This is a genomic window from Bradyrhizobium sp. Leaf396 (assembly GCF_001424605.1).
GTDB lineage: Bacteria > Pseudomonadota > Alphaproteobacteria > Rhizobiales > Xanthobacteraceae > Bradyrhizobium > Bradyrhizobium japonicum_C.
Map to the genome: position 1 here is coordinate 63,255 of NZ_LMQJ01000011.1, position 21,077 is coordinate 84,331.

Annotated in this window: 21 protein-coding genes and 1 tRNA gene; 14 read left to right on the top strand and 8 right to left on the bottom strand. The window is 64.9% G+C overall.

Features of this window, described 5'->3' with window-relative positions; genetic code table 11:
- Positions 1-211 precede the first annotated feature (211 nt).
- The 3 genes from ASG57_RS12765 (at position 212) to recG (ending at position 4,261) form a co-directional block, all read left to right on the top strand.
- Positions 212-1,405, top strand: coding sequence for an RNA ligase RtcB family protein (locus tag ASG57_RS12765; RefSeq protein WP_057196442.1), 1,194 nt, complete (start codon positions 212-214; stop codon positions 1,403-1,405).
- Positions 1,402-2,034 (top strand): peptide chain release factor H, encoded by a 633-nt coding sequence (gene prfH / locus ASG57_RS12770; RefSeq protein WP_057196443.1) that lies wholly within the window; start codon positions 1,402-1,404, stop codon positions 2,032-2,034. The genes ASG57_RS12765 and prfH overlap by 4 nt, the downstream gene beginning before the upstream one ends.
- A gap of 118 nt (positions 2,035-2,152) precedes the next feature.
- Entirely contained in the window at positions 2,153-4,261 is a 2,109-nt protein-coding gene (gene recG, locus ASG57_RS12775; protein WP_057196444.1) for an ATP-dependent DNA helicase RecG, read from the top strand.
- A gap of 152 nt (positions 4,262-4,413) precedes the next feature.
- Here the strand turns inward: recG and ASG57_RS12780 are convergent, their stop codons facing one another.
- The 3 genes from ASG57_RS12780 to glmS all read right to left on the bottom strand — a co-directional run bounded on the left by ASG57_RS12780 (position 4,414) and on the right by glmS (position 8,073).
- Entirely contained in the window at positions 4,414-5,283 is an 870-nt protein-coding gene (locus ASG57_RS12780) for an NAD(P)-dependent oxidoreductase (protein WP_028145805.1), read from the bottom strand.
- A gap of 103 nt (positions 5,284-5,386) precedes the next feature.
- Positions 5,387-6,157, bottom strand: coding sequence for a DUF502 domain-containing protein (locus ASG57_RS12785; RefSeq protein ID WP_024341919.1), 771 nt, complete (start codon positions 6,155-6,157; stop codon positions 5,387-5,389).
- Positions 6,158-6,246: 89 nt separating this feature from the next.
- Complete coding sequence (glmS, locus tag ASG57_RS12790; protein ID WP_024341920.1) at positions 6,247-8,073, bottom strand: glutamine--fructose-6-phosphate transaminase (isomerizing); 1,827 nt, start codon at positions 8,071-8,073, stop codon at positions 6,247-6,249.
- A 221-nt stretch (positions 8,074-8,294) separates the two neighbouring features.
- Between glmS and ASG57_RS12795 the strand changes: the two genes are divergently transcribed.
- On the top strand, positions 8,295-8,513 hold the full coding sequence (locus ASG57_RS12795; RefSeq protein ID WP_024341921.1) for a hypothetical protein: 219 nt from the start codon (positions 8,295-8,297) through the stop codon (positions 8,511-8,513).
- A 6-nt stretch (positions 8,514-8,519) separates the two neighbouring features.
- Here ASG57_RS12795 and glmU read toward each other — a convergent pair whose 3' ends face one another.
- Positions 8,520-9,875: a bifunctional UDP-N-acetylglucosamine diphosphorylase/glucosamine-1-phosphate N-acetyltransferase GlmU gene (glmU, locus tag ASG57_RS12800; protein ID WP_024341922.1), complete on the bottom strand. Its 1,356-nt coding sequence runs from the start codon at positions 9,873-9,875 to the stop codon at positions 8,520-8,522.
- Positions 9,876-10,045: 170 nt separating this feature from the next.
- Between glmU and ASG57_RS12805 the strand changes: the two genes are divergently transcribed.
- Positions 10,046-11,404, top strand: a complete 1,359-nt coding sequence (locus ASG57_RS12805; RefSeq protein ID WP_024341923.1) for a hypothetical protein — start codon at positions 10,046-10,048, stop codon at positions 11,402-11,404.
- 132 nt (positions 11,405-11,536) lie between these two features.
- On the top strand, positions 11,537-11,977 hold the full coding sequence (locus ASG57_RS12810) for an MgtC/SapB family protein (RefSeq protein WP_024341924.1): 441 nt from the start codon (positions 11,537-11,539) through the stop codon (positions 11,975-11,977).
- Positions 11,978-12,078: 101 nt separating this feature from the next.
- On the opposite strand, the gene ASG57_RS37715 is transcribed toward ASG57_RS12810, so the two are convergent.
- A complete protein-coding gene (locus ASG57_RS37715; protein ID WP_155248678.1) occupies positions 12,079-12,225 on the bottom strand; it encodes a hypothetical protein in 147 nt (48 codons plus the stop codon).
- Positions 12,226-12,389: 164 nt separating this feature from the next.
- Between ASG57_RS37715 and ASG57_RS12815 the strand changes: the two genes are divergently transcribed.
- Complete coding sequence (locus ASG57_RS12815; RefSeq protein ID WP_024341925.1) at positions 12,390-12,770, top strand: hypothetical protein; 381 nt, start codon at positions 12,390-12,392, stop codon at positions 12,768-12,770.
- Here ASG57_RS12815 and ASG57_RS12820 read toward each other — a convergent pair.
- The gene (locus ASG57_RS12820) at positions 12,730-14,289 is read right to left on the bottom strand and encodes a glycoside hydrolase family 17 protein (protein ID WP_024341926.1); all 1,560 of its coding nucleotides are present in this window, start codon (positions 14,287-14,289) and stop codon (positions 12,730-12,732) included. The genes ASG57_RS12815 and ASG57_RS12820 overlap by 41 nt on opposite strands.
- Before the next feature lie 343 nt (positions 14,290-14,632).
- On the opposite strand from ASG57_RS12820, the gene ASG57_RS12825 reads away from it, so the two are divergent.
- The 5 genes from ASG57_RS12825 (at position 14,633) to ASG57_RS12840 (ending at position 19,205) form a co-directional block, all read left to right on the top strand.
- Entirely contained in the window at positions 14,633-15,223 is a 591-nt protein-coding gene (locus ASG57_RS12825) for a hypothetical protein (RefSeq protein WP_057196445.1), read from the top strand.
- A gap of 229 nt (positions 15,224-15,452) precedes the next feature.
- Positions 15,453-18,119: a glycosyltransferase gene (locus ASG57_RS12830; RefSeq protein WP_024341928.1), complete on the top strand. Its 2,667-nt coding sequence runs from the start codon at positions 15,453-15,455 to the stop codon at positions 18,117-18,119.
- Between the two features lie 368 nt (positions 18,120-18,487).
- Positions 18,488-18,563: transfer RNA gene (locus ASG57_RS12835), tRNA-Lys, on the top strand.
- A gap of 211 nt (positions 18,564-18,774) precedes the next feature.
- The gene (locus ASG57_RS36640; protein WP_082528942.1) at positions 18,775-19,014 is read left to right on the top strand and encodes a DUF1902 domain-containing protein; all 240 of its coding nucleotides are present in this window, start codon (positions 18,775-18,777) and stop codon (positions 19,012-19,014) included.
- Positions 19,011-19,205 carry a type II toxin-antitoxin system HicA family toxin gene (locus ASG57_RS12840; protein ID WP_057196446.1) on the top strand — a complete coding sequence of 65 codons (195 nt, stop codon included), beginning with the start codon at positions 19,011-19,013 and terminating at the stop codon, positions 19,203-19,205. Before ASG57_RS36640 ends, ASG57_RS12840 begins: the two co-directional genes overlap by 4 nt.
- A gap of 147 nt (positions 19,206-19,352) precedes the next feature.
- Here ASG57_RS12840 and ASG57_RS37720 read toward each other — a convergent pair whose 3' ends face one another.
- Together ASG57_RS37720 and ASG57_RS12845 are read right to left on the bottom strand one after the other, a co-directional pair.
- The gene (locus ASG57_RS37720) at positions 19,353-19,628 is read right to left on the bottom strand and encodes a hypothetical protein (protein WP_156402653.1); all 276 of its coding nucleotides are present in this window, start codon (positions 19,626-19,628) and stop codon (positions 19,353-19,355) included.
- An 84-nt stretch (positions 19,629-19,712) separates the two neighbouring features.
- Positions 19,713-19,961, bottom strand: a complete 249-nt coding sequence (locus tag ASG57_RS12845) for a helix-turn-helix domain-containing protein (protein ID WP_057196447.1) — start codon at positions 19,959-19,961, stop codon at positions 19,713-19,715.
- A gap of 90 nt (positions 19,962-20,051) precedes the next feature.
- Between ASG57_RS12845 and ASG57_RS12850 the strand changes: the two genes are divergently transcribed.
- Together ASG57_RS12850 and ASG57_RS12855 are read left to right on the top strand one after the other, a co-directional pair.
- Positions 20,052-20,366: a hypothetical protein gene (locus ASG57_RS12850; RefSeq protein WP_057196448.1), complete on the top strand. Its 315-nt coding sequence runs from the start codon at positions 20,052-20,054 to the stop codon at positions 20,364-20,366.
- Between the two features lie 12 nt (positions 20,367-20,378).
- Positions 20,379-20,963 carry a hypothetical protein gene (locus tag ASG57_RS12855; RefSeq protein WP_057196449.1) on the top strand — a complete coding sequence of 195 codons (585 nt, stop codon included), beginning with the start codon at positions 20,379-20,381 and terminating at the stop codon, positions 20,961-20,963.
- Positions 20,964-21,077 lie beyond the last annotated feature (114 nt).

Consider the following 21,077-nt stretch of genomic DNA (forward strand, 5'->3'; position numbering starts at 1 on the left):
GCTTGCGACTTCTCCATTTCGCCGCTATGTGTCTCCCCCGATCCGGCGCCCATTTGGCGCGATCATCAGGGAGAAGGCTCGATGACGATCATGTCTCGCCGCCCCGTCGAGGGCATCGCCTAAACTGCGCGTGCGCTGGCCGCGCGGTTAGGGAAATCATGCGCATTCCCTTGCGCGTGCCGACGATCCCTATCTGCTGAGAGCTTTCTCAATGGGCAATTCTGCCAACGTGGACGGCCGCGCGCCGATCCACATCTTCGCCTCGTCCAATTCATGGATCGAAGGCAACGCAACACTACAACTGGAACACGTCGCTGGGCTACCTGGAGTCCGGGCCGTCGCTGCCATGCCCGATCTGCATCCGGGCAAATATGGCCCCGTCGGTTGCGCCATTCTGTCGGACCGGATTTATCCGCAGCTGGTCGGCTCCGACATCGGCTGCGGCATGGGCCTCTTCGAGCTGGACATCGCGGCACGCAAGCTGCGGCTCGATCATCTGGCCGAACGCATGCATGCGCTCGACCGGCCCTGGGATGGCGGTGTGGAAACCGAATTGGCCGACGCGGGCATTGGCGCGAGCATATTCGATGCCGCGCTCGGCAGCATCGGTGGCGGCAACCATTTCTGCGAAGTCCAAGCGATCGACGAGATCCTCGCGCCTGAGGCGGCCGCGCGGGCCGGCCTCGACCGGAACCTTGCCTATGTCCTGGTCCATTCCGGCTCCCGGGGCCTTGGCTTCTCGATCCTGGAGCAGGCTCTGCGTGATGGACCAGATGCGCTCCCCATCGGAAGCGACCGGGGACAAGCCTATCTGGCGGCGCACGATCACGCCGTGCAATGGGCAAGACTCAATCGTCGCATCATTGCTGAGCGGACAGGAGTGGCAGCACGCGCGAGCCTGCGCCCCATCAGCGACCTCGCGCACAACATGATCGAGCAACAGGCTGACGCAACTGGCGAGGCCCTGGCGCTACATCGCAAGGGAGTCGCCCCCGCAGATCGCGGCCTGGTGCCGGTGCCGGGATCGCGCGGAACGCTGTCCTATCTGGTCGAGCCACTGGCGGAGATGCCGGGCGATGCACTTGCTTCGCTCGCACACGGTGCCGGCCGCAAGTACGATCGCGCCTCCATGCACGGGCGCGTTCGGGTCAAGAAGTCCGATGTCGCACGGCTGGAGCGCAATCCCTTCGGCGGCATCGTCGTCTGCGGCGATCGCGGCCTGCTCGCCGAGGAGGCGCCCGACGCCTACAAGAGCATCGAGCGCGTCATCGCCGACCTCGTGGAGTTCGGCCTCGCGCGCGTCGTGGCGACCTTCCGGCCGCTGCTGACCTTCAAGAGGGCGCAGTCGAGCGTCGCGGTGCGGGACGCCAGGCGCGGCAAGCGCTGGAAGGAGGATCGCCGATGATCCGGCTCCTGTTGACCAGCGGGCGCGGTCCGGGGGAATGCCGGATCGCTGTTGCGAAGACGGCGGCTCTCCTCATTGCCGAGGCGACCGCGCTCGGTCTCGACACCGACTATCTGGAGGGACCAAATCCGGACGCGCATGGTCCGGCATCGGCCATCGTCGTCGTCCACGGCGATCCCGCGGCCGCCTTCGCCAGTCCGTGGATCGGTGTGATCCAATGGACGGCGCAGAGTCCGTTGAGGCCCCATCACAAGAGAAAGAACTGGTTCATCGGCATCTTCGAGCTGCCACCGCTGCCTGACGTACCGAAGGCCATCGACGCCCAGGACGTACGCTTCGAAGCGTTCCGGGCCGGCGGCCCCGGTGGCCAGCACCAGAACAAGACCGAGAGTGCGGTGCGGGCCATTCACGTTCCGAGCGGCCTTTCCGTCGTCGCGCGCGAGGAACGTTCGCAACATCGGAACAAGGCGCTGGCGCTGGACCGGCTGGCTGGGCTGCTCAGGCTGCAAGCGGAGTTGACGGCGATCGCGGCCCGAAACGAAGCTCATGCAGCCCACGATCAGCTCGAACGTGGCCGGCCGGTCAAGCGGTTCAAAAGCCCGAATTTTCAAGCCGTCTGGCAGCGTTGAGTCCGGGTTGGCCTTAGGCCGATCCGGACGTTCCGCATCATTGTCGGGACGGAATAAAGCCATAGACGTCTTGCACAAAACCGGCCATCACGGCCGCAAACGGTCTTAGTTTGCACCAATGCGCCCCAGCCTGCTCAACCCGCTGTTTGCTCCCGTGACCAGCCTGCCCGGGGTCGGTCCCAAGCAGGACAAGCTCCTGCAATATCTGCTCAGCCGGAGCGAGACGCCGCGGCTGGTGGATCTGCTGCTGCATCTGCCGAGCCAGGTCATCGATCGCCGGGCCCGGCCGAAGGTGCGCGACGCCGCCGTCGGAACCATGGTGACGCTGGAGGTCACCGTCGATCGCCACCGCCCGCCCCCGCCGCGCAACGCGCGCGCGCCCTATCTGGTCTATGCCAGCGACGATACCGGCGACGTCGTGCTGACCTTCTTCCGCGCCAAGCCGGGCTATGTCGAGAAGCTTCTGCCGGTCGGCGAGAAGCGCTTCGTCTCGGGCACGCTGCAGATGTATGACGGCATCCCGCAGATCGTGCATCCCGACCGCGTGCTCGACGAGGAGGTGATTGCAAAGCTCTCCGGCATCGACCCCGTCTATCCCCTGACCGAAGGACTTGCGCTCGGCTCTCTGCGCCGCGCGATCGGCCAGGCGCTGCAAAAGCTGCCGGCGCTGCCCGAATGGATCAGCCCGGAGGTGATGCGCCGCTGCAATTTCCCGCCTGTTGCGGAAGCGCTCACCCGCGTGCACCAGCCGGCCGAGCTCACCGACATCCTGCCGGACCAGCCGTTCTGGTCGCGCCTCGCCTTCGACGAGCTGCTGGCCGGCCAGCTCGCGCTCGCCCTGATTCGCGCGCAGTTGCGCCGTCCCGCCGGCGTGCGCAACGCCGGCGACGGACACCTGCGCAACAAGATCATCGACGCCCTGCCCTACGCGCTCACGCCCTCGCAACGCAGCGCCGCCGCGGCCATTGCGGAGGACCTGAAGCAGCCCGTGCGCATGCTCCGCCTGCTCCAGGGCGACGTCGGCTCCGGCAAGACCGTGGTCGCGCTGCTGGCCGCCGCCGCGGTCGCCGAAGCCGGGAAGCAGGCCGCGCTGATGGCGCCCACCGAAATCCTGGCGCGACAGCACGTCAAGACCATCGCCCCGCTCGCCGAGCGCGCCGGCATGCGGGTTGCGATCCTCACCGGCCGGGAAAAGGGCAAGGAGCGGCGCGAGATCATCACGCAGCTCGCCGACGGCGAGATCGACCTGCTCGTCGGCACCCACGCCCTGATCCAGGACGATGTGATCTTCAGGGATCTCGCCCTCGCCATCGTCGACGAGCAGCATCGCTTCGGCGTGCGCGAACGCCTCGCGCTGACATCGAAGGGCGAAGCCGTCGACGTGCTGGTGCTCAGCGCCACCCCGATCCCGCGCACGCTGGTGCTGACCTATTTCGGCGACATGGACATCTCGGAGTTGCGCGAGAAGCCGGCCGGCCGCCAGCCCGTCGACACCCGCGCCGTCGCCATGAGCCGGCTTGGCGAGGTCATGGACGGTGTTGGCCGCGCTTTGCAATCGGGAAAACTGGTCTACTGGATTTGCCCGCTGGTGGAAGAGTCCGAGGCGGAAGGCACCGAGCATCTCACCAACGCGACCAAACGTTTCGAGAGCCTGCAAAAGCGCTTCGGCGAACGCGTCGGTCTCGTGCACGGCCAGATGAAGGGCACGGAGAAGGACCGCGTGATGGGCCAGTTCGCCGCCCACGAGATCGGGCTCCTGGTCGCGACCACCGTGGTCGAGGTCGGCGTCGACGTGCCGGCCGCGACCATCATGGTGATCGAGAATGCGGAGCGCTTTGGGCTTGCGCAGCTGCATCAGCTGCGCGGCCGCATTGGCCGCGGCTCGGAGGCGTCGACTTGCATCCTGCTCTACAGCGAGCCGCTCGGCGAGATGTCGAAAGCCCGGCTCAAGGTGATCCGCGAAACCACCGACGGTTTCCGCATCGCCGAGGAAGACTTGAAGCTGCGCGGCGAAGGCGACGTCTTGGGCGTGCGCCAGAGCGGCCTGCCCGGCTACCGCATCGCGCGCCCGGAGGTGCACGGCCAGCTGATCGCCCAGGCTCGAGACGAAGCGCTACGCATCCTGAAGGACGACCCGAAGCTCAAGGGCGAGCGCGGCGAGGCGCTGCGGTGCCTGCTGTATTTGTACGAGCGAGACGAGGCGATCCCGCTGATCGGCGCGGGCTAGCCGTTGGACACGCTGTCTCCTCCCTCGTCATCGCGAGGAGCGAAGCGAAGAAGCAATCCAGGACTACTGCGGGGGCTCTGGACCGCTTCGCTGCGCTCGCAATGATGTTGTGAATACAGCGCGACAATCTCGGCCAAAGTGCATGCTGACGATCAGGCCCCCGTTTGCGCGACGCGCGCAGCAAAAGCCCTCATCAGCTCCGCGTCCGCCCCCTCGCCCTTCGCATCTTCGGCCAGATGCTCGAACCAGCGCGCGAAGCCCTCGTAGATCTGGCTGGCCGGGTGATCGGGCCCGAGGAAACCGGAAATCTCCCGCATCTCCGCGACCCAGCGATACGCTTTCGGAATCATGTCGGGCAACGCCACTTCGAGCCGCGCCAGAATCGCGGGCTGGCTCAGTGCCAGTTCGTCGCGGAGCGCATCGGCCGCACCCGCTTTCGTTGCCGCGATCACCATGGCCGAGCCGATCCCGGCGAGGCCCTTGACGATGCCCGCATACGACATTTTCAAGGCCGACGCCGCGCCGACCGGGCCCTCAATGATCCGCACGTCGAGGCCGAGATCCTTCAGCACCATGACGTCCCTGGCGTGCTCACCGGACATGTAGAAGGCCGGGCTCTTGCCACCTGGCTGCGGCGGAAAACCGATGATGCCGCCATCGACGAACGGTGCCTGCGCAGAGGCGATGATCTCGCCGATCCGCCGCACAGTCTCGACATTGACCGCGTTGCAGTCGACGACGATGGGCTTGTGGGCACGCGTGGAGATCAGCGCGGCCAGCCGTTCTGCCAGCGCGACCGCTTCACTGGGCGGCACGATCGAGAGGATGATGTCGGCCTCCGCAATCGCGTCGTCCTTGGCGCCGACCATGCCGGCGTCCACCGCCCGCTTCAGGGTCGCCTCACTGCGCCCCTGCAACGATGTCAGCACGCGTGCGCCGTTCTCGCTGAGCCGGCGCGCCACCGCGCTGCCCATCGCACCGGGGGCGAGGATGGCAATGGTCTTTGACGTCATCTTCGACATCGTGCACTCCAGCTCAATTCCGAGCGACACGCCCGGCTGAGCGGAGACTAGCAGAGGATGCGATCACCGGCGTGAAGGGGGCCCATCCCGCGCGGGAATGGCCCTACTCCACTTTCGCAGGCTCCGGCTTGAGCGTCGAGGCGTTTGCAATGCGCGCGGCGTTTGCCACGCCGGCGAGCGCCGCCGCCTTCTTCGAATCGGGCGTCGAGCCCGGCTGCACCACGCCTGCCGACATGATGAGCGTCGCGGCCTCCTCCGCGGTGAGGTCGACCTCGATGATCTTGCTCTTGGGGACGTAGAAAAAGAAGCCCGTGGTCGGGTTCGGCGAGCACGGCAGGAACACCGAAACGTGCTCTTCCTGCCCTGGCAGGCTGCGCGCGATGTCCTCGTTCGGCGATTGCGAGATCAGCACGATCGACCACATGCCGGGCGACGGAAACTCGACCAGGCCGACCTTGCGGAAGCTCGAGCCCTTGCCCGAGAACAACGTCTCGAACACCTGCTTGAGGCCGCGATAGATCGCGCGGACGGCCGGGATCCGCCCTAGGAACGTCTCGCCGACGTCGACCAGCGTGCGGCCGATCAAATTGGCCGCGAGGAAACCGACCAGCGTCAGCGTAAAGAATGCGACAATCAGTCCCCAGCCGGGAATGACGTAGGGCAGATAGGTTTCCGGCCGGTAGGCCAGCGGCACGAACGGCCGCACCACGCCGTCGACCCAGGTGACGAACCACCAGACGAGATAGAGCGTGATCGCGATCGGCCCCGTGACGACGAGGCCGGTGAGGAAATAGTTGCGGAAGCGGCCCATCAGGCCGGTATGCGGTTCCGGGACGGGATCAAGAGGCGCAGGCGCGTCGTCGCGGGGGGTCATTCGGGTTCCAAGTCGGTCGCAGCACACAAGCTAGGGTCTTCTAGCAGGTTTTGGAAGACCACGAACCGACCGTCCGATATCCCTACTGCCTATTCCACGGTCACAGATTTCGCGAGATTGCGCGGCTGGTCGACGTCGGTGCCCATGACGACAGCCGTGTGATAGGCGAGCAGCTGCACGGGAACGGCGTAGACCATCGGCGTGAACGCCGCCGCCATGTCCGGCATGACGATGGTGACAAGGGACTCGACCGTCGCCTCTGCCGCGCCCTTGGCGTCCGTCATCAGGATGATGTTGCCGCCGCGCGCGGCGACCTCCTGCATGTTGGACACCGTCTTCTCGAACACGCGGTCGTGGGGCGCGATGACGACGACCGGCATGGTCTCGTCGATCAGCGCGATCGGCCCGTGCTTGAGCTCGCCGGCGGCATAGCCTTCGGCGTGGATGTAGGAGATCTCCTTCAGCTTCAGCGCACCTTCGAGCGCCAGCGGGAAGCTGGTGCCGCGGCCGAGATAGAGCACGTCGCGGGACTTGGCGATCCGGTGCGCGAGCTTTTCGATCTGGGGCTCGCTGGTGAGCGCATCCGCCATCAGGCGCGGGACTTCAACGAGGCCATGGACCAGCTTGGTCTCGTCCTCCTCGGACAATTCACCTCTGGCCTTGCCGGCCGCGATCGCAAGGCTGGCCAGCACCATGAGCTGACAGGTGAAGGCTTTGGTCGAGGCGACGCCGATCTCGGGTCCCGCGAGCGTCTGCAGCACCGTCTCGCTCTCGCGCGCGATCGTCGAGGTCGGCACATTGACGACGGCGACCGTGTGCACGCCTTCCGCCTTGGCGTAGCGCAGCGCCGCCAGCGTGTCGGCGGTCTCGCCGGATTGCGAGATGAAGATGGCGAGATCGCCTTTGCGCAAGGGTGCCTCGCGGTAGCGGAACTCGGAGGCGACATCGACTTCGACCGGCAGGCGCGCGAAGCGCTCGAACCAGTATTTTGCGACGAAGCCGGCGTAGCTAGCGGTGCCGCAGGCGGTGATGTTGATGCGGCGAATGTCGTTGAAATCGAACGGCAGGTTCACGGGCAGCGCAACGCGCTCGGTCGCCATGTCGACGTAGCGTGCCAGCGTGTGACCGACCACTTCCGGCTGCTCGTGGATCTCCTTGGCCATGAAGTGGCGGTAATTGGCCTTGTCGACCAGCGACGTCGAGGCCGCGTGCCTGATCTTGTCGCGCTGGACGGCGTAGCCGTCCTTGTCGTAGATCGTCGCGCTCTTGCGCGTCAGCACCACCCAGTCGCCATCTTCGAGATAGCTGATCGTGTCGGTGAACGGGCCGAGCGCGATGGCGTCGGAGCCGAGATACATCTCGCCGTCGCCATAACCGATCGCGAGCGGCGGTCCGTTGCGGGCGCCGATCATGAGGTCGTCGTCGCCGGCGAATATGAAGCCGAGCGCGAAGGCGCCGCGCAGGCGCGCCAGCGTCAGCTTGACGGCTTCCACCGGCTTGTTGCCGCGCGCGAGCAGATCGTCGACGAGGTGCAGCACGATTTCGGTATCGGTCTCGGTGTGGAACACCGTTCCCTTCCTCTCGAGCTCCTCGCGCAGCTCGCGGAAATTCTCGATGATGCCATTGTGGACCACGGCGACGCGCTCTGTCGCGTGCGGATGGGCGTTGTTGACGGTCGGCTTGCCGTGGGTGGCCCAGCGCGTGTGACCGATCCCGGTCGTGCCCTTCAAGGGCTCGGCTTCCAGCCGCTTCTCCAGGTTCTTCAGCTTGCCTTCGGCGCGGCGGCGCTCCAGGTGCCTGCCCTCGAGCGTGGCGACGCCCGCGGAATCGTAGCCGCGATATTCAAGACGTTTGAGCGAATCCACCAATTGCTCTGCAACCGGCTCGCGCCCGAGAATGCCGACAATCCCGCACATGCGGTTCACTATCCCCCAAATCGTCGAAAAATCGCCTAAACGACGCGCTCGTTTTTTAGCGAGATTCCCAGCGAACCAGATACTCAATAATTATTGCCGATTGAGACAGCACTGGATCGCGATCTGAGCTTCGCCTGCGTCGAATTGGCCGACCTTAAACCGCGTGCGTTAACTCGTTGTCAACGAATTTGGCCAACGCTTCCGATGAGGAGAACAAGGCCATGAAAGGCTCGTCCGACCGCAAGGGTCTGTCTTCGATGTCGGTGCGCGCAAGCGAGACCACGGGCACGCACCTTGCGCATTGGCCGCCGCCCCAGCGCGGCAAGGAAAGCAAGCCCGTCTTCATGAAGCATCCGGAGGGCGAGCCGGTGAAGCGCGCCAAGCCGCGCGGCTGGCGCCTGACCCGTGCGATCTTCTCCGAATTCGCCGACGAAGAATAGCGCCGCTCACTTCTCCGGCTTCTTGCCGCCCGTCTTCATCTCGCGATAGCGCGCAGCGCCGCCTTCCCGGATGGTCTGCTGGTTGCGCTCCAGGGCCATGGCGTCGTCAGGGACATCCTTCGTGATCACCGAGCCCGAGCCGATATAGGCGCCGTTGCCGATCGTCACCGGCGCGACCAGCGAGGAATTGGTGCCGACAAAGGCGCCCTGCCCGATGACCGTCTTGTGCTTCTTGAAGCCGTCATAGTTGCAGGTGATGGTGCCGGCGCCGATGTTCGAGTTGGCGCCGACGGTGGCATCGCCGATGTAGGAGAGATGGTTGACCTTGACGCCGGCCTCCAGCGTCGCCGCCTTGGTCTCCACGAAATTGCCGATGCGCGCGCCGTCGCCCAGCGAGGTGCCGGGCCGAAGCCGCGCATAGGGGCCGATCGAGACCTTCTTTCCGAGCGTCGTCTGCACGATGTGCGAGAAGGAGTGGATCACCGCGCCGTCCGCGATCGACACGCCGGGGCCGATCACCACGAACGGCTCGATGGTGACGTCCTTGCCGAACACAGTGTCGGCGGACAGATACACCGTCTCGGGGGCGATCAGCGTCACGCCGGCCTCCATCGCCGCCTTGCGCAAGCGCGCCTGCAGCACGCTTTCCGCTTCCGCGAGCTGCGCCTTGGTGTTGATCCCGCGCACCTCGTCCTCTCCGGTCTCGATCACCACGGACTCCCATCCTTGCCTGCGGACGATCTCGACCGCGTCGGTCAGATAATATTCGCCCTTGGAATTCGCATTCCCGATCTTGTCCAGGATCGCAAGCGCCCGGCGCCCGTCGATCGCCATGACGCCGGCATTGCACAGATCGATCCTGCGCTCCGCTTCGCTGGCGTCGGCCTGTTCGCGGATCGCGACCAGGCGGTCGCCCTCGACGATGAAGCGGCCATAGCCGGTCGGATCGGCGGCGCGAAAGCCGAGCGCGGCGATGGCGGCGCCTCTGGCGAGCGGCGCGCGCAGCCGCGCAAAGGTCTCGGCCGAGATCAGCGGCGTGTCGCCGAAGGCGACGAGGAGATCGTCGACGCCCCGCGCGATCGCTTCGCGCGCCGCCAGCACCGCATGCGCGGTGCCCAGCCGCTCGGCCTGCACGAAGGTCATCGCGTCGGGGCGGATGCGTTTGGCCTCGTCCGCGACCGCCTGATGATCCGGTCCGATCACGACGGCGAGCGAGGTGCCGGTTCCCCTGGGAGCGGCGGCCAGCACATGGGCGAGCAGGCTCTGATGCGCGACCGGATGCAGCACTTTCGGCAGGCTCGATCGCATGCGCGTGCCTTCGCCGGCGGCGAGCACGATCGTGAGGCTGGAACGGGCGGTCATCGATATCCTGTCAGATATGGCCGAATCGTTTGGCGCGACGGGCAGCGAGCGCCCTCGGGGAAGCTATCGCTACCCCCGCAAACGCCCGGAATTCAAGTGCGGCACGCTTTTCCTGTTAATGTTCCCTGATTGATTCGGGGAAGCCGGACAGGGCTGGGCATTTAACGTTCATGGCAAAGGATTCCGACCCACTGGCGGACGCCTTCGGCGCCAAGGAGACCGGCGGCCTGTTCTCCGGACTTCTGGCCGAGGAAAGCGCGTTCGACCGGCGCTTGATGTGGCGGCTGGGCTCGTGGGGCGTCGCCGCAGTGGGGGCCGTCGTCGTCGCCGTCATGGCCAACCAGGCCCAGCTCGGCTGGCGGCGCGACCAGGTGGCGTCCGCAGATCTCGCGCGCCAGGCCGATCGGCTGCAGATGCTGAGCAAGGAAAGCCAGAACGAGGCCCGCCGCCTCGCCGCCGCTATCGAGACGCTGAACACCGATCGCGACCGGCTGTATTCGCGCGTCACCGTGCTGGAGCAAGGGCTCGATTCCGTCACCGGTGCCATTGCCAAGCAGGCCGCTGCGCCGGCGCAGGGCACGAAGCCGCAGGACGCAACACCCGTGGCCGCAGCTCCCAGCGTCGCACCGGTCGCCTCGACGCCAACGCCGCCGAGCGAGAAGCCGCGGACCGAGGCGGCCAAGGATGCGCAGAAGGAAACCTTGCAGAAGGAAACCGCGAAGGAGCCCGCGAGCGCACCGCCGCAGACCGCTGCCGCAGCCTCGCTCATGCAACAATCGCCGGCGAACAATTCGGCGCTGCCGACCATTCCGCTGGTGCCGTCCAAGTCGATCATGGCACCGCCGGATCCCGCCGCACCGAAGCTCATTCAGCATGACGCCGCCGAGAAGAAGGCCGAGCCGCCCGCGGCGGCCGAGGTCGTGGCGGCAACAACAAAGCCGTCCGATGCAGCCGAGAGCGAATCCCCTGCCATCGCGGTTCAGCAGACCCGCTTTGCCATCGATCTCGGCGGAGCCAACTCGGTCGACGGCCTGCGCGCGCTGTGGCGCGGCCTTACCAAGTCCAATCCGGAAATCGCAGCGCTGCGGCCGATCATCATGATCAAGGAAGGCACCACGGGCCTGGGAATGCAGCTTCGCCTCGGCGCCGGTCCCCTCGTCAACGCCGCCGTCGCAGCGAAATTCTGCGCAAGCCTCGCCGAGAACGACCGTCACTGCGAGACCACGATATTCGACGGCCAGCGCCTGTCGATGCGTGGCGGCCAGGACAAGGGACAGGACAAGGCGCAAGAGAAGACGCAGGAACGGGTTCAAGACAAGAGCGCGGAGAAGAACCCCGACGCGGTCCCGCAAGCCGAAACCGCACCCGCGAGCGCCAAGCCCGAGAAGCAGCAGCGCCGCCGCAGCTATCCATCGAAGCGCTCGAAGCGCGAGGAGCCCGCGCCCGCCCCGGCCGCGCAGCCTGCGCCCGCGCCGCCGAAACCGGAGGCATCGGCCGGATCGACGCTGTCGTCGTTCTTCAGGCGGTGATACTGATTTCCGTCGTGGACCTTGGGCATGCGACTATCGGACGCTTGGCCTGAGCCGCGCTTTCGCAGCAAGCTCGCGATCTTGTGCTTCGCATTCGAAGCGTCGTCCCTCCCGAAAGGCGCGCGAATCTTGATGAACGAACTGGATGATGTGCTGAGGCTGCTCGTCGCAGCGGCGACGGGGCTCCTCATCGGCATCGATCGCGATATGAACGACAAGCCGGTGGGAATGCGCACGCTGGCGCTGGTGGCTCTCGGCTCCGCGCTGGTGTCGATCTCCGTGATCGAGTTCCAGAACATGCGCGACCACCCGGATGCGATCTCCAGGGTCATTCAGGGCGTCGTGACCGGCGTGCTGAGCGGCGTCGGCTTTATCGGTGCGGGCGTCATCCTGCACGATCGCAAGTCGAAGACCGTTCATGGTCTCACCACGGCCGCGACGGTCTGGGTTGCGGCCGGCCTCGGCATTGCCTGCGCATTGGGAGCCTGGTTGCTCGTCGGAGCAGCCATCGCGGTGACGTTGCTCGTGCTGTTCGTTCTGGGCTGGGTCGAGCGCCGGCTGGGATTCAAATAGGTTTCGCCGAGGCTCGAGCACTGAAACATACGAGCGCCGGCTCGCGGAGCAGTGCCGGAACACGCAAGGCCGAGCCTGATCGCGCTGGCGCGGGCGGCGATCTATTCCATGCGCGCCTTCTCTTTCAGATCCCGGATCCGCGTCTCGGCTTCGTCCTTTGACTGGACGATTTCCGACCAATCCTCCACCCGCGCTTCCTTGCTCAGCCTCTTGAGCTCGCTGAGCTGCTCCTGCGTTGGCTTGTCCATGCTCGATCCTCGACGGCAATTGCGTTGGGCCCCACAATGTGCAGAACCAGCCGGACGCTCGCCTGTTCCTGCATGATGCAGGGGCAGGCCGAATCGACGGAAACGTCACCTGCCGTGTCACCTGCCCTGTTGCCTGCCCGCGCCATGCCGACCATATTGCCGCCATGACAAAAAAGCCCTTCCGCCTCACGCCCTACCAGGTGCAGTTCCTGATCGTCGTCGGCTTCGCCTCCGTCGGCTATGCGCTCTATCTGCGGTACCTCGCGATCGAGCTGTCGCAGGTCGCGCTTGCCTGCGACGCCGGCCTTCAGACGCTGATCTGCAAGGGGCGTTCGGTTGCGACCGTTCTGTTCAAGAATTCGGTGTTCGGCATCGTCGCGCTGGTGGTGGCGACGCTGAACCTGATGCGTCCGTCGATCGTGCTGCTCACCGTCGGCATCATCGCCGCCGGCCTCGGCATCGTGCTCTACAACGTCGTGCTGTCGGGCCTCGCGATCGGCCTGCTCATTCTCGGCTTTGCTCGGCCCGCGCCCGCCACAGCGTGAGCGCGAACAACAGATAGATCGCGCAGGTCCACAGCGACTGCCAATTGTCGCGGCCTTCGTTGACCAGCACGTATGCCGCCGACAGCGCGAGCACGCCGGCGAACACCGCTTCCGCGATCGGACGCTGGCCGATCTGCGGCCGGTTCAACATCAGCAGAGCGAACGGCACCACGGCCATCGTCAGCGCGGCGTAGGGGAAATCCTTGTAGCGCGGGTCGAACACGAAGCCGAGCGCGGTCGCGGCCGCGATCACGGCCGTCACCGCCAGCGTCAGGCCGAGCACGGCGGTGAGCTTCGACCACTTCCGGCCCTCGCGCGGGCCGAGCAGATCGAGGAAGGTCGGAAGGCTGCGGCCGATCACCATCGCCTGCGCGCAGAAGATCGGCGACAGGATGCCGGCCAGCAGCAGCGCGCCCCAGAGCAGCCAGCCGCCGATGCCGTAGCTCTCGTAATACATCTTGTCGATGCCGATCCCGAGCAGGATGCCGGCTGTGGTCGCCGAGATGCCGACGCCGAGCCAGGCCGCGAAGCGCGGCGTCCACGGCCGCCGGCGCAGCGTGATGAGCGCGACGGCGAACACCAGCACGGAAAGGCCCATGCCTGCGCCCATGTACCATTTCCAGAACGGGAAATTGCTGATCGGCTGTCCCGGCGGATATTTCAGCGTCCGGTGCACCGCGTCATACAGGCCCCAATAGCCGCCGACAGTGCCTTCCAGCTTGCGCTTCCAGGGCTGGTCGTAGGACTCGATCAGGTTGACTCGGAACTTCTGCGACTTGGCGAGGCTGAGAATTTCCGAGACGACGCGCGCCTGGTTGGTGCGCGACGGCAGCGCGCCGTCACGCATCCGGCCCTCGCTCGGCCAGCCTGTTTCGCCGATCAGTATCTCCTTGCCGGGAAACGCCACCGCCATCCGCTCGCGGATCGCCTGGACATGGGCGGAGGCGAATTTCGCCTTGATGGGGAAATCCTCCCAGTAGGGCAGGATGTGAATCGTGACGAAGTCGACGGCGTCATAGACTTCGCGGTTCTTCAGCCAGTACTCCCAGACGTCGGCATAGGTGACGGGCACGCTGACCTGCGTCTTCACCAGGCGGATGATCGAGACGAGATCCGCCGTCGTCATCTCGCCACGCAGCAACACCTCGTTGCCGACGATGACGGACGTGATGATGTCGGGAAACTGCTTGGTGAGGCGGATCGCAAGGCCGGCCTGCTCATAGTTCTTGGTGCGATTGCTGGAGAGCCAGATGCCCTGGAGCACTTTCAGCCCGCCGACCTTGGCCGCGATCGCCGGCACCTGGTCGAGCCCGTTCTCCATCGAATAGGTGCGAACGCAGTCGGTGATTTCCTTGAGCTGGCGCAGGTCCTGCTCGATCTGCTCGGCCTCGATATGGGTCCAGGCTTCCAGCGGCGTCTGCTCGCCGCGGAACGGCGCATAGGAGACGCATTGGACCTTCTCGGCGGGATCGATCGGGGCGCGTGCGAGCGTGATTGGCGTCGCCAGCCACCACCACACGGCGGCAATCGCACCCAATGAAACGAGCAGAAGCGCCAATGGCGTACGAAGTGAAATCGGTTCCGTCCTCCGCGAAGGGTCCGTCGATTACCTGCTCGGGCGCCGTCTGCCAAGGGGGTGTCCGAATGCCGATCCTCACCGCGGATCCGCTCCTCCCCCGAAGGAAATTTCACCGCCGTCGTTCGAGCGCGGCCTAGCATCGTGACTTTGCTGGACAAAATTCGAAATACAGGTCATGGAATCGCAAAGCCTTTCTCGCCGCATTGGAGACCCATTTGGACGCCATCACCAACCCGTCCACGGGATCCTGACGCGGACGGCCAGCGGTTACATTGAGGAATTCATGCGGCAACGGGTGTTCGAGTCACGAAATGCGGTCCTGCGGCAGTTCGCCGCCGCCTTGGCCGTCTCCTCCCTTCTCGTCATCGCCGGTCTCGGCAGCGCTTCCGCCCAGAGCGGCACACCGACCCCCGACCCGGGCAAGGCGGCCCAGCCCGCCGACGCCGCCAAGGACGCCGCCCAGAATCAGCGCCGCACCGACGAGTTCGCGGAAGCAGCCCATGTCATCAACGGCCCGGCCGGCAATCCCGAATGCGTCTGGCTCGGCCGCCGCGTGGTGCGCCTGATGTGGCGCGATGACCTGGATACCGCATTCCGCCACCTCGATCTCTACGACCGTTTCGGCTGTCCCGGTGGCCACATCCAGGCCGCCTTCCGTTGTCTGACCCGCTTCGGCGGCCAGATCGATCCCAAGGTCGCCGAGACCTTGGACAGCCGCGTGCACGCGTGCTGGATCAATCCGGCCGCTCAGCCGCAGCAGGCAGCGGCCGCGGCGTCCCAGCCGGCGGCGCCCGCAGCAGGCAGCTCCCCGGCACCGCAGCCGGCCGCCAGCCCCTCGCCTGCGGCAAGCCCGTCCCCGGCGCCCGCGAAATAGCTCGAGGTCTCAAACCGCTCTGGTCGTTTCAGCTGTCGTTCAGGAACGATCGGCCATAGAGACGGTTGGCACTGCCGCGCATCCCAAAAGGCATGCCCTCATAAGGACATGAGGCCATGACAGTTGTGAAACCACGCGGCAGAGGTATGCTCCATTTGCCGCGGACTCGGTCGGATCTCGGGGTCAGATCCGCTTCCCTGCCACCCCAGCCCCTTTTGGTTTAGCCGCGATGCGCGTTGTCGCCGCCGTTCTGTTGCTCGTGTCTGCGCTCCATGCAGGCGTCTGGGGAGTCTTGCGCGAGAAGGAACCCGCGCCCGACTTCAGGGGCCTGTTGCCCAGCGTGTCCTACGCGCCGTTCGAAGGCTCGGCGCACCCCGACATCGACAACATCCCGACCGTCGAGAAAATCCGCGCCGACCTGAAGACGCTGTCGACCATGACGCGCGCGATCCGCCTCTATTCGTCCACGGGCGGCGTGGAACTGGTGCCGCCGATCGCAGCCGAGTTCGGACTCAAGGTCACCGTCGGCGCCTGGATCGACAAGGACACGGACCGCAACCAGCGCGAGATCAAGGCCGCCATCGAGCTCGCCCGCAAGAACAGCAACGTCGTCGGCGTCGTCGTCGGCAACGAGGTGATCTACCGCGGCGAGCAGAAGGTCGAAGACCTCATCGACATGATCAAGAAGGTGAAGAGCGCGGTCCGCGTGCCCGTCACCACCGGCGAGATCTGGAACATCTGGCGCGACAATCCCGACCTTGCTTCCAACGTCGATTTCATCGCCGCGCACGTGCTGCCCTACTGGGAGAACTTCCGCTCGGACCAGGCGGTCGACCAGGCCGTCGACCGCTACAACCTCCTGCGCAACCTGTTCCCCGGCAAGCGCATCGTGATCGCCGAGTTCGGCTGGCCGAGCCAGGGCTACAATCTGCGCAACGCCGATCCCGGCCCGTTCCAGCAGGCCCTCGTCCTGCGCAACTTCGTCACCCGCGCCGAAGCCATCGGCATGGAATACAACATCGTCGAAGCCATAGATCAGCCCTGGAAGTTCTTCGAAGGCGGCGTCGGCCCCTACTGGGGCGTCCTCAACGCCAGCCGCGAGCCGAAATTCGCCTGGACCGGCCCGGTGGAGAATCCCGATTACTGGAAGCTGATGGGCATCGCGCTCCTGGTCGGCATCCTGCTGTCGCTGCCGATCCTGCGGATCGAAAAGGCGACCGCGAAGCAGGCCTTCCTGCTCTCGGCCACCGCCAACGGCGTCGGCGCCTGGGCCGCGACCGTGTTCGCCTTCTGGAACAGCCACTATTTCATCTTCGGCTCGGCCTTCGCGCTGACGCTCGGCATGATCCTGCTCGTTCCGCTCGTGCTCATCGCGATGGCGCGCATCGACGAGATCGCAGCGGTGGCCTTCGGCCGGCCGCCGCAACGGCTGCTCAGCAAGGGCAAGCCGGTGGAGAACGTGCCGGAGAATTACTGCCCGAAGGTCTCGATCCACATCCCCGCTTATTTCGAGCCGGTCGAGATGCTCAAGCAGACGCTGGATGCGCTGTCGCGGCTGAACTATCCGAACTACGAATGCGTGGTCATCATCAACAACACGCCGGATCCCGCCTTCTGGCAGCCGATCCAGGACCATTGCCGCGCGCTCGGTGAACGCTTCAAGTTCATCAACGCCGAGAAGGTGCAGGGCTTCAAGGCCGGTGCGCTGCGCATCGCGATGGACCGCACCGCGGCCGACGCCGAGATCATCGGCATCCTCGATGCCGATTATGTCGTCGAGCCGGACTGGCTCAAGGACCTCGTGCCCGCTTTCGCCGATCCGCGCGTCGGCCTCGTGCAGGCGCCGCAGGAGCATCGCGACGGCGATCTGTCGATCATGCACTACATCATGAACGGCGAATATGCCGGCTTCTTCGACATCGGCATGGTCCAGCGCAACGAGGCCAACGCCATCATCGTGCACGGCACGATGTGCCTGATCCGCCGCGCCGCGATGGACATGGCCGGGGGCTGGTCGAGCGACACGATCTGCGAGGACAGCGATCTCGGCCTTGCGATCCAGGAGCTCGGCTGGGTCACCCACTACACCAACACCCGCTACGGCGCCGGCCTGCTGCCCGACACCTACGAGGCCTTCAAGAAGCAGCGGCACCGCTGGGCCTATGGCGGCCTCCAGATCGTCAAGAAGCACTGGCGCCGCTTCCTGCCTGGCGCGAGCCGGCTCACGCCCGACCAGAAGCGCGAATACAGCCTCGGCTGGCTCAACTGGCTGGGCGCCGAAAGCCTCGGCGTGGTGGTGGCGCTGCTCAACCTCGTCTGGGTGCCGATCGTCGCCTTCGCCGACATCGCCATCCCCGACATGATCCTGACGCTGCCGATCATCGGCGCCTTCGTCGTCTCGCTGGTACACTTCCTGTCGATGTACCGCGCCCGCGTCGCCATCAAGCCCGGCCAGATGCTGGGCGCCATGATCGCGGCGATGAGCGTGCAATGGACGGTGTCGCGCGCGGTGGCGCAAGGCCTCATCACCGAGCACATCGCCTTCGCCCGCACCTCCAAGGGCGGCCTCAGCCGGATGTCGATCGAGTTCCAGGCGTTCTGGGAAGCGGTGATCGGCACCCTGCTCCTGGTAGGCGCCGGCGTGCTGATCGCCACCAACAGCTACAAGCAGATCACCGAGATCTACGTCTTCGCCGGCGTCCTCGTGCTGCAGAGCCTGCCGTTCCTGGCCGCCGTCGCCATCGCCGTCCTCGAGCTCAGCCGCATCAACTCGTTCCAGTTCTGGCGCGACAGCGCCATCCGCACTGCCGAGCTGATCGGCCTGCGCCCGGTCGCCCTGCCGCCGGTGGGCGCGCCGCAAGCCGTGCCGACGGAGGTCCGCCGCGAGGCGAATTGAAGGACCCTCATGGTGAGGAGCCCGCCGCAGGCGGGCGTCCGGACGATGCTCCGCATCGCCGGGCGACCATGCAGGCGCAGGTCGTCCGCCGACCTCCAACAGTTCGTGGACGGCGTCCCGCCAATCAGGTTGAGAATCACGGCTTAAGCCAAGGATTCCACGAACGAAACCCCGCCTCTGCGGCGATCTTCGGCAACCACCCGCACTATTGACCTCCGCAGCCACTCCCCCTACACAGCGCGAGCCGAAGGCATGATCCGGAAACAGCCGGTTTTCCCCGCGACGCCATCTCAAGCGCAGCGGCAAGACATGCCTCTCGAATGTCCGATCACGATGGCCATCTCTTTCGAAGCCATCAGCGGCCATGGGAGCGCGTAGCTCAGCCGGTAGAGCACGTGACTTTTAATCACGGGGTCCTGGGTTCGAGCCCCAGCGCGCTCACCACGTTGAAATTACAAAGCTTTCCTGCAATCTTATCGCTCTGTTTTTATGGTTGATCTGAGGCTCGGTAAGCGCCGGGTAAGCAAATTGAACCGAGGTTTCCCCACAGCACGCGCGCAAGGCTCGGAACCTGCCAGTAAACCCCTTGTTGACAATCAACATGAAACTATCTCGTAGTGCTCCCGTGGAGTCTCCACACAAGGGTTCCGTGAAAATGTCAGACCGCCTCATTCTCGTCCGCGCCACCTGGGATGACGAAGTTAAGGTTTGGGTCGCCGAAAGTCCTGATTTACCGGGGCTCGTCACCGAAGCCGCCAGCCTCGACGACCTCGACCGGAAGCTCCCAGGCCTGATCCTCGATCTGCTTACTGAAGATGACGATCGCGACATCGACGTTCCCGTCGAGGTCGTCGCCTCGTTCTCGCGTCGCGTCACCCACTCGCGAGCTGCATGAAAAGCCTGACGCCAGAATTGAAAGACATTCTGGCGGAGGCGAAGTGTTACTTCGTTCGTCAAGGCCGCGGCGACCACGAGATCTGGTTCAGCCCAATCACCGAACGCCGCTTCGTCGTTGATAACAACATCAAGTCGCGTCATACCGCTAACGCCGTCCTCAAGCAGGCCGGCTTGCCGAAGCACTTTTGATACGCCGCCGATGCACTTGGGCAAAAGTGACCGTTTCAAAGTGAAGAACCACACTCACCCGGCGTTCAGCCGTGTGCTCGGTGCATTCGAATAGTTCACCAAGTCTGTGAACGATCGTTAGCAACTGGATTTGCAAGTCATACACCGCTAGCGCAGAAGCTTGGCGACGTCACACTTGTTGCTGCCATTTTCGACGAAGATGATTTCACCAATCGTATAACCGGCAGTCGCATCGATCTTAAGAATGGCATCGCCGGAGTAGACGTATTCATAGCAATAACGCGTCATGACATACACGCCTTGCCCAACCACTTCGTACAGATCCTGATTTTTACGAGTCACTTGGACTTTGTAGTAATCAGATGGATAGGCCAAAGACGGCCAAATTGACGTAGCTACGGAAATTACCACCGCGGCGATCATTCGCATCATCTTGCCCCCCAAGATTAGATGGCATCGAACCGCAACTGGAAGGCGAGAGCAAGCGGAATTGGGGCGAGGGCAACCTTACCGTCTCGCAGCTTTCTTTTTTAGACGCACCCCGGCGCCGCCGCCATTCTCCGGGATGAACTCTACACCTCCTTTTTCGAGGGCCGAGCGTAGCTTTTCGCCCGTTTCAGTCCGTCCACCAACCTCCCCATCCTCTGACTCCAGGCGAGCGATCGTTGGCTCTGATACGCCGGACGCCTTTGCCAGGTCGCCCTGGGACCAAGCGAGAAGAGCTCGGGCGGCCTTCATTTGACGAACCGAAAACATTCCAACCTCTTTGATAGAATTTCTATTGATTGCATCGCCGTCGCATGATAATAGAATTTCTATCAAATACAGAACCTGAGAGCAACCCCAGTGAGCAACAGCACCTTGCCGGTGAACGGCGAAGCTATGCCTTCAGCCACCTTCACCACCCGCTCTGCAAAGGCTCGCCGCGCGGTCACGCAATCTCCGGCCGCAGCCCTCCGCTCCAGGATCATGACCGAGGCGCACGCTCGCGCGAAGGCCGACTATGCCGACGAGCTGTCCTGCCGCGGTCGCGCCCATCACGTGAACCGCCCTTACGCCTATTACCTCGCGCTCCAGATGCGCAGCGGCTTCGCCGAGGCCCGCGTTGCTCGCACTGGCTTGGCGCCCGCCTTCGAACTTCCCCCGCAACGTTGGGCATAAGGAGCCAAGAGGATGCTTTCCCCCACCATCAGCGACACCCGCATTCGCGTTCCGGCTCGCCTGCTTCTCAAGGGCGACGTTACCGGCTCCAACGAAACCGTGCTCGGTGTGAGCGCTGGCGTTGCAACGCCGCGCGGCAAGGTCGAGGTCTCGCTTGAGAAGGCCGGACGCCAGCGCAAAGCGATCTGGAACGCGGCAACTGTGATCGCTGTCCGACGTGCTCCCGCTGCGAATGACACCGGCGGCGCCGCGACCGAGGAAATCCCGCTTTCCGATCGGCTCCCGACATTCAATGAGCTCGCGTCATTCGACGCCGGCAAGGCGTGGGACAGGTTGTCGCCTGAGCAACAGCGCGAAATTGGCGTGCTCGCCCTCCGGTTCGGCACGGTCGGGCAGTGCGAGGAGTTCTATCACGAGACAATCGAGGACGTGCGCAAAGGGTTTATGTCGAGCCATTGGACGCCACAGGTCCAAGCAACGGCAGTTTGGCCGCGGCTGCATATCCAGCTGGTCGCGAGCGCAGCGCAGGAAGCATTCCAGGGCCTGTGCGATCACTTCGATCCGCTTTGGCCTGAGCTGTTCGGCTGGTCTGAGTAGCAATCACGCGCCAGAGACTGAGCGAGGGCGGAACCATCCGCTCAGTCTCCGGCCCACTCGCCACCTTGTCAAAACTTATCAGAGGAGGATCGCGCCCGCAAAGCCAGTACCGAC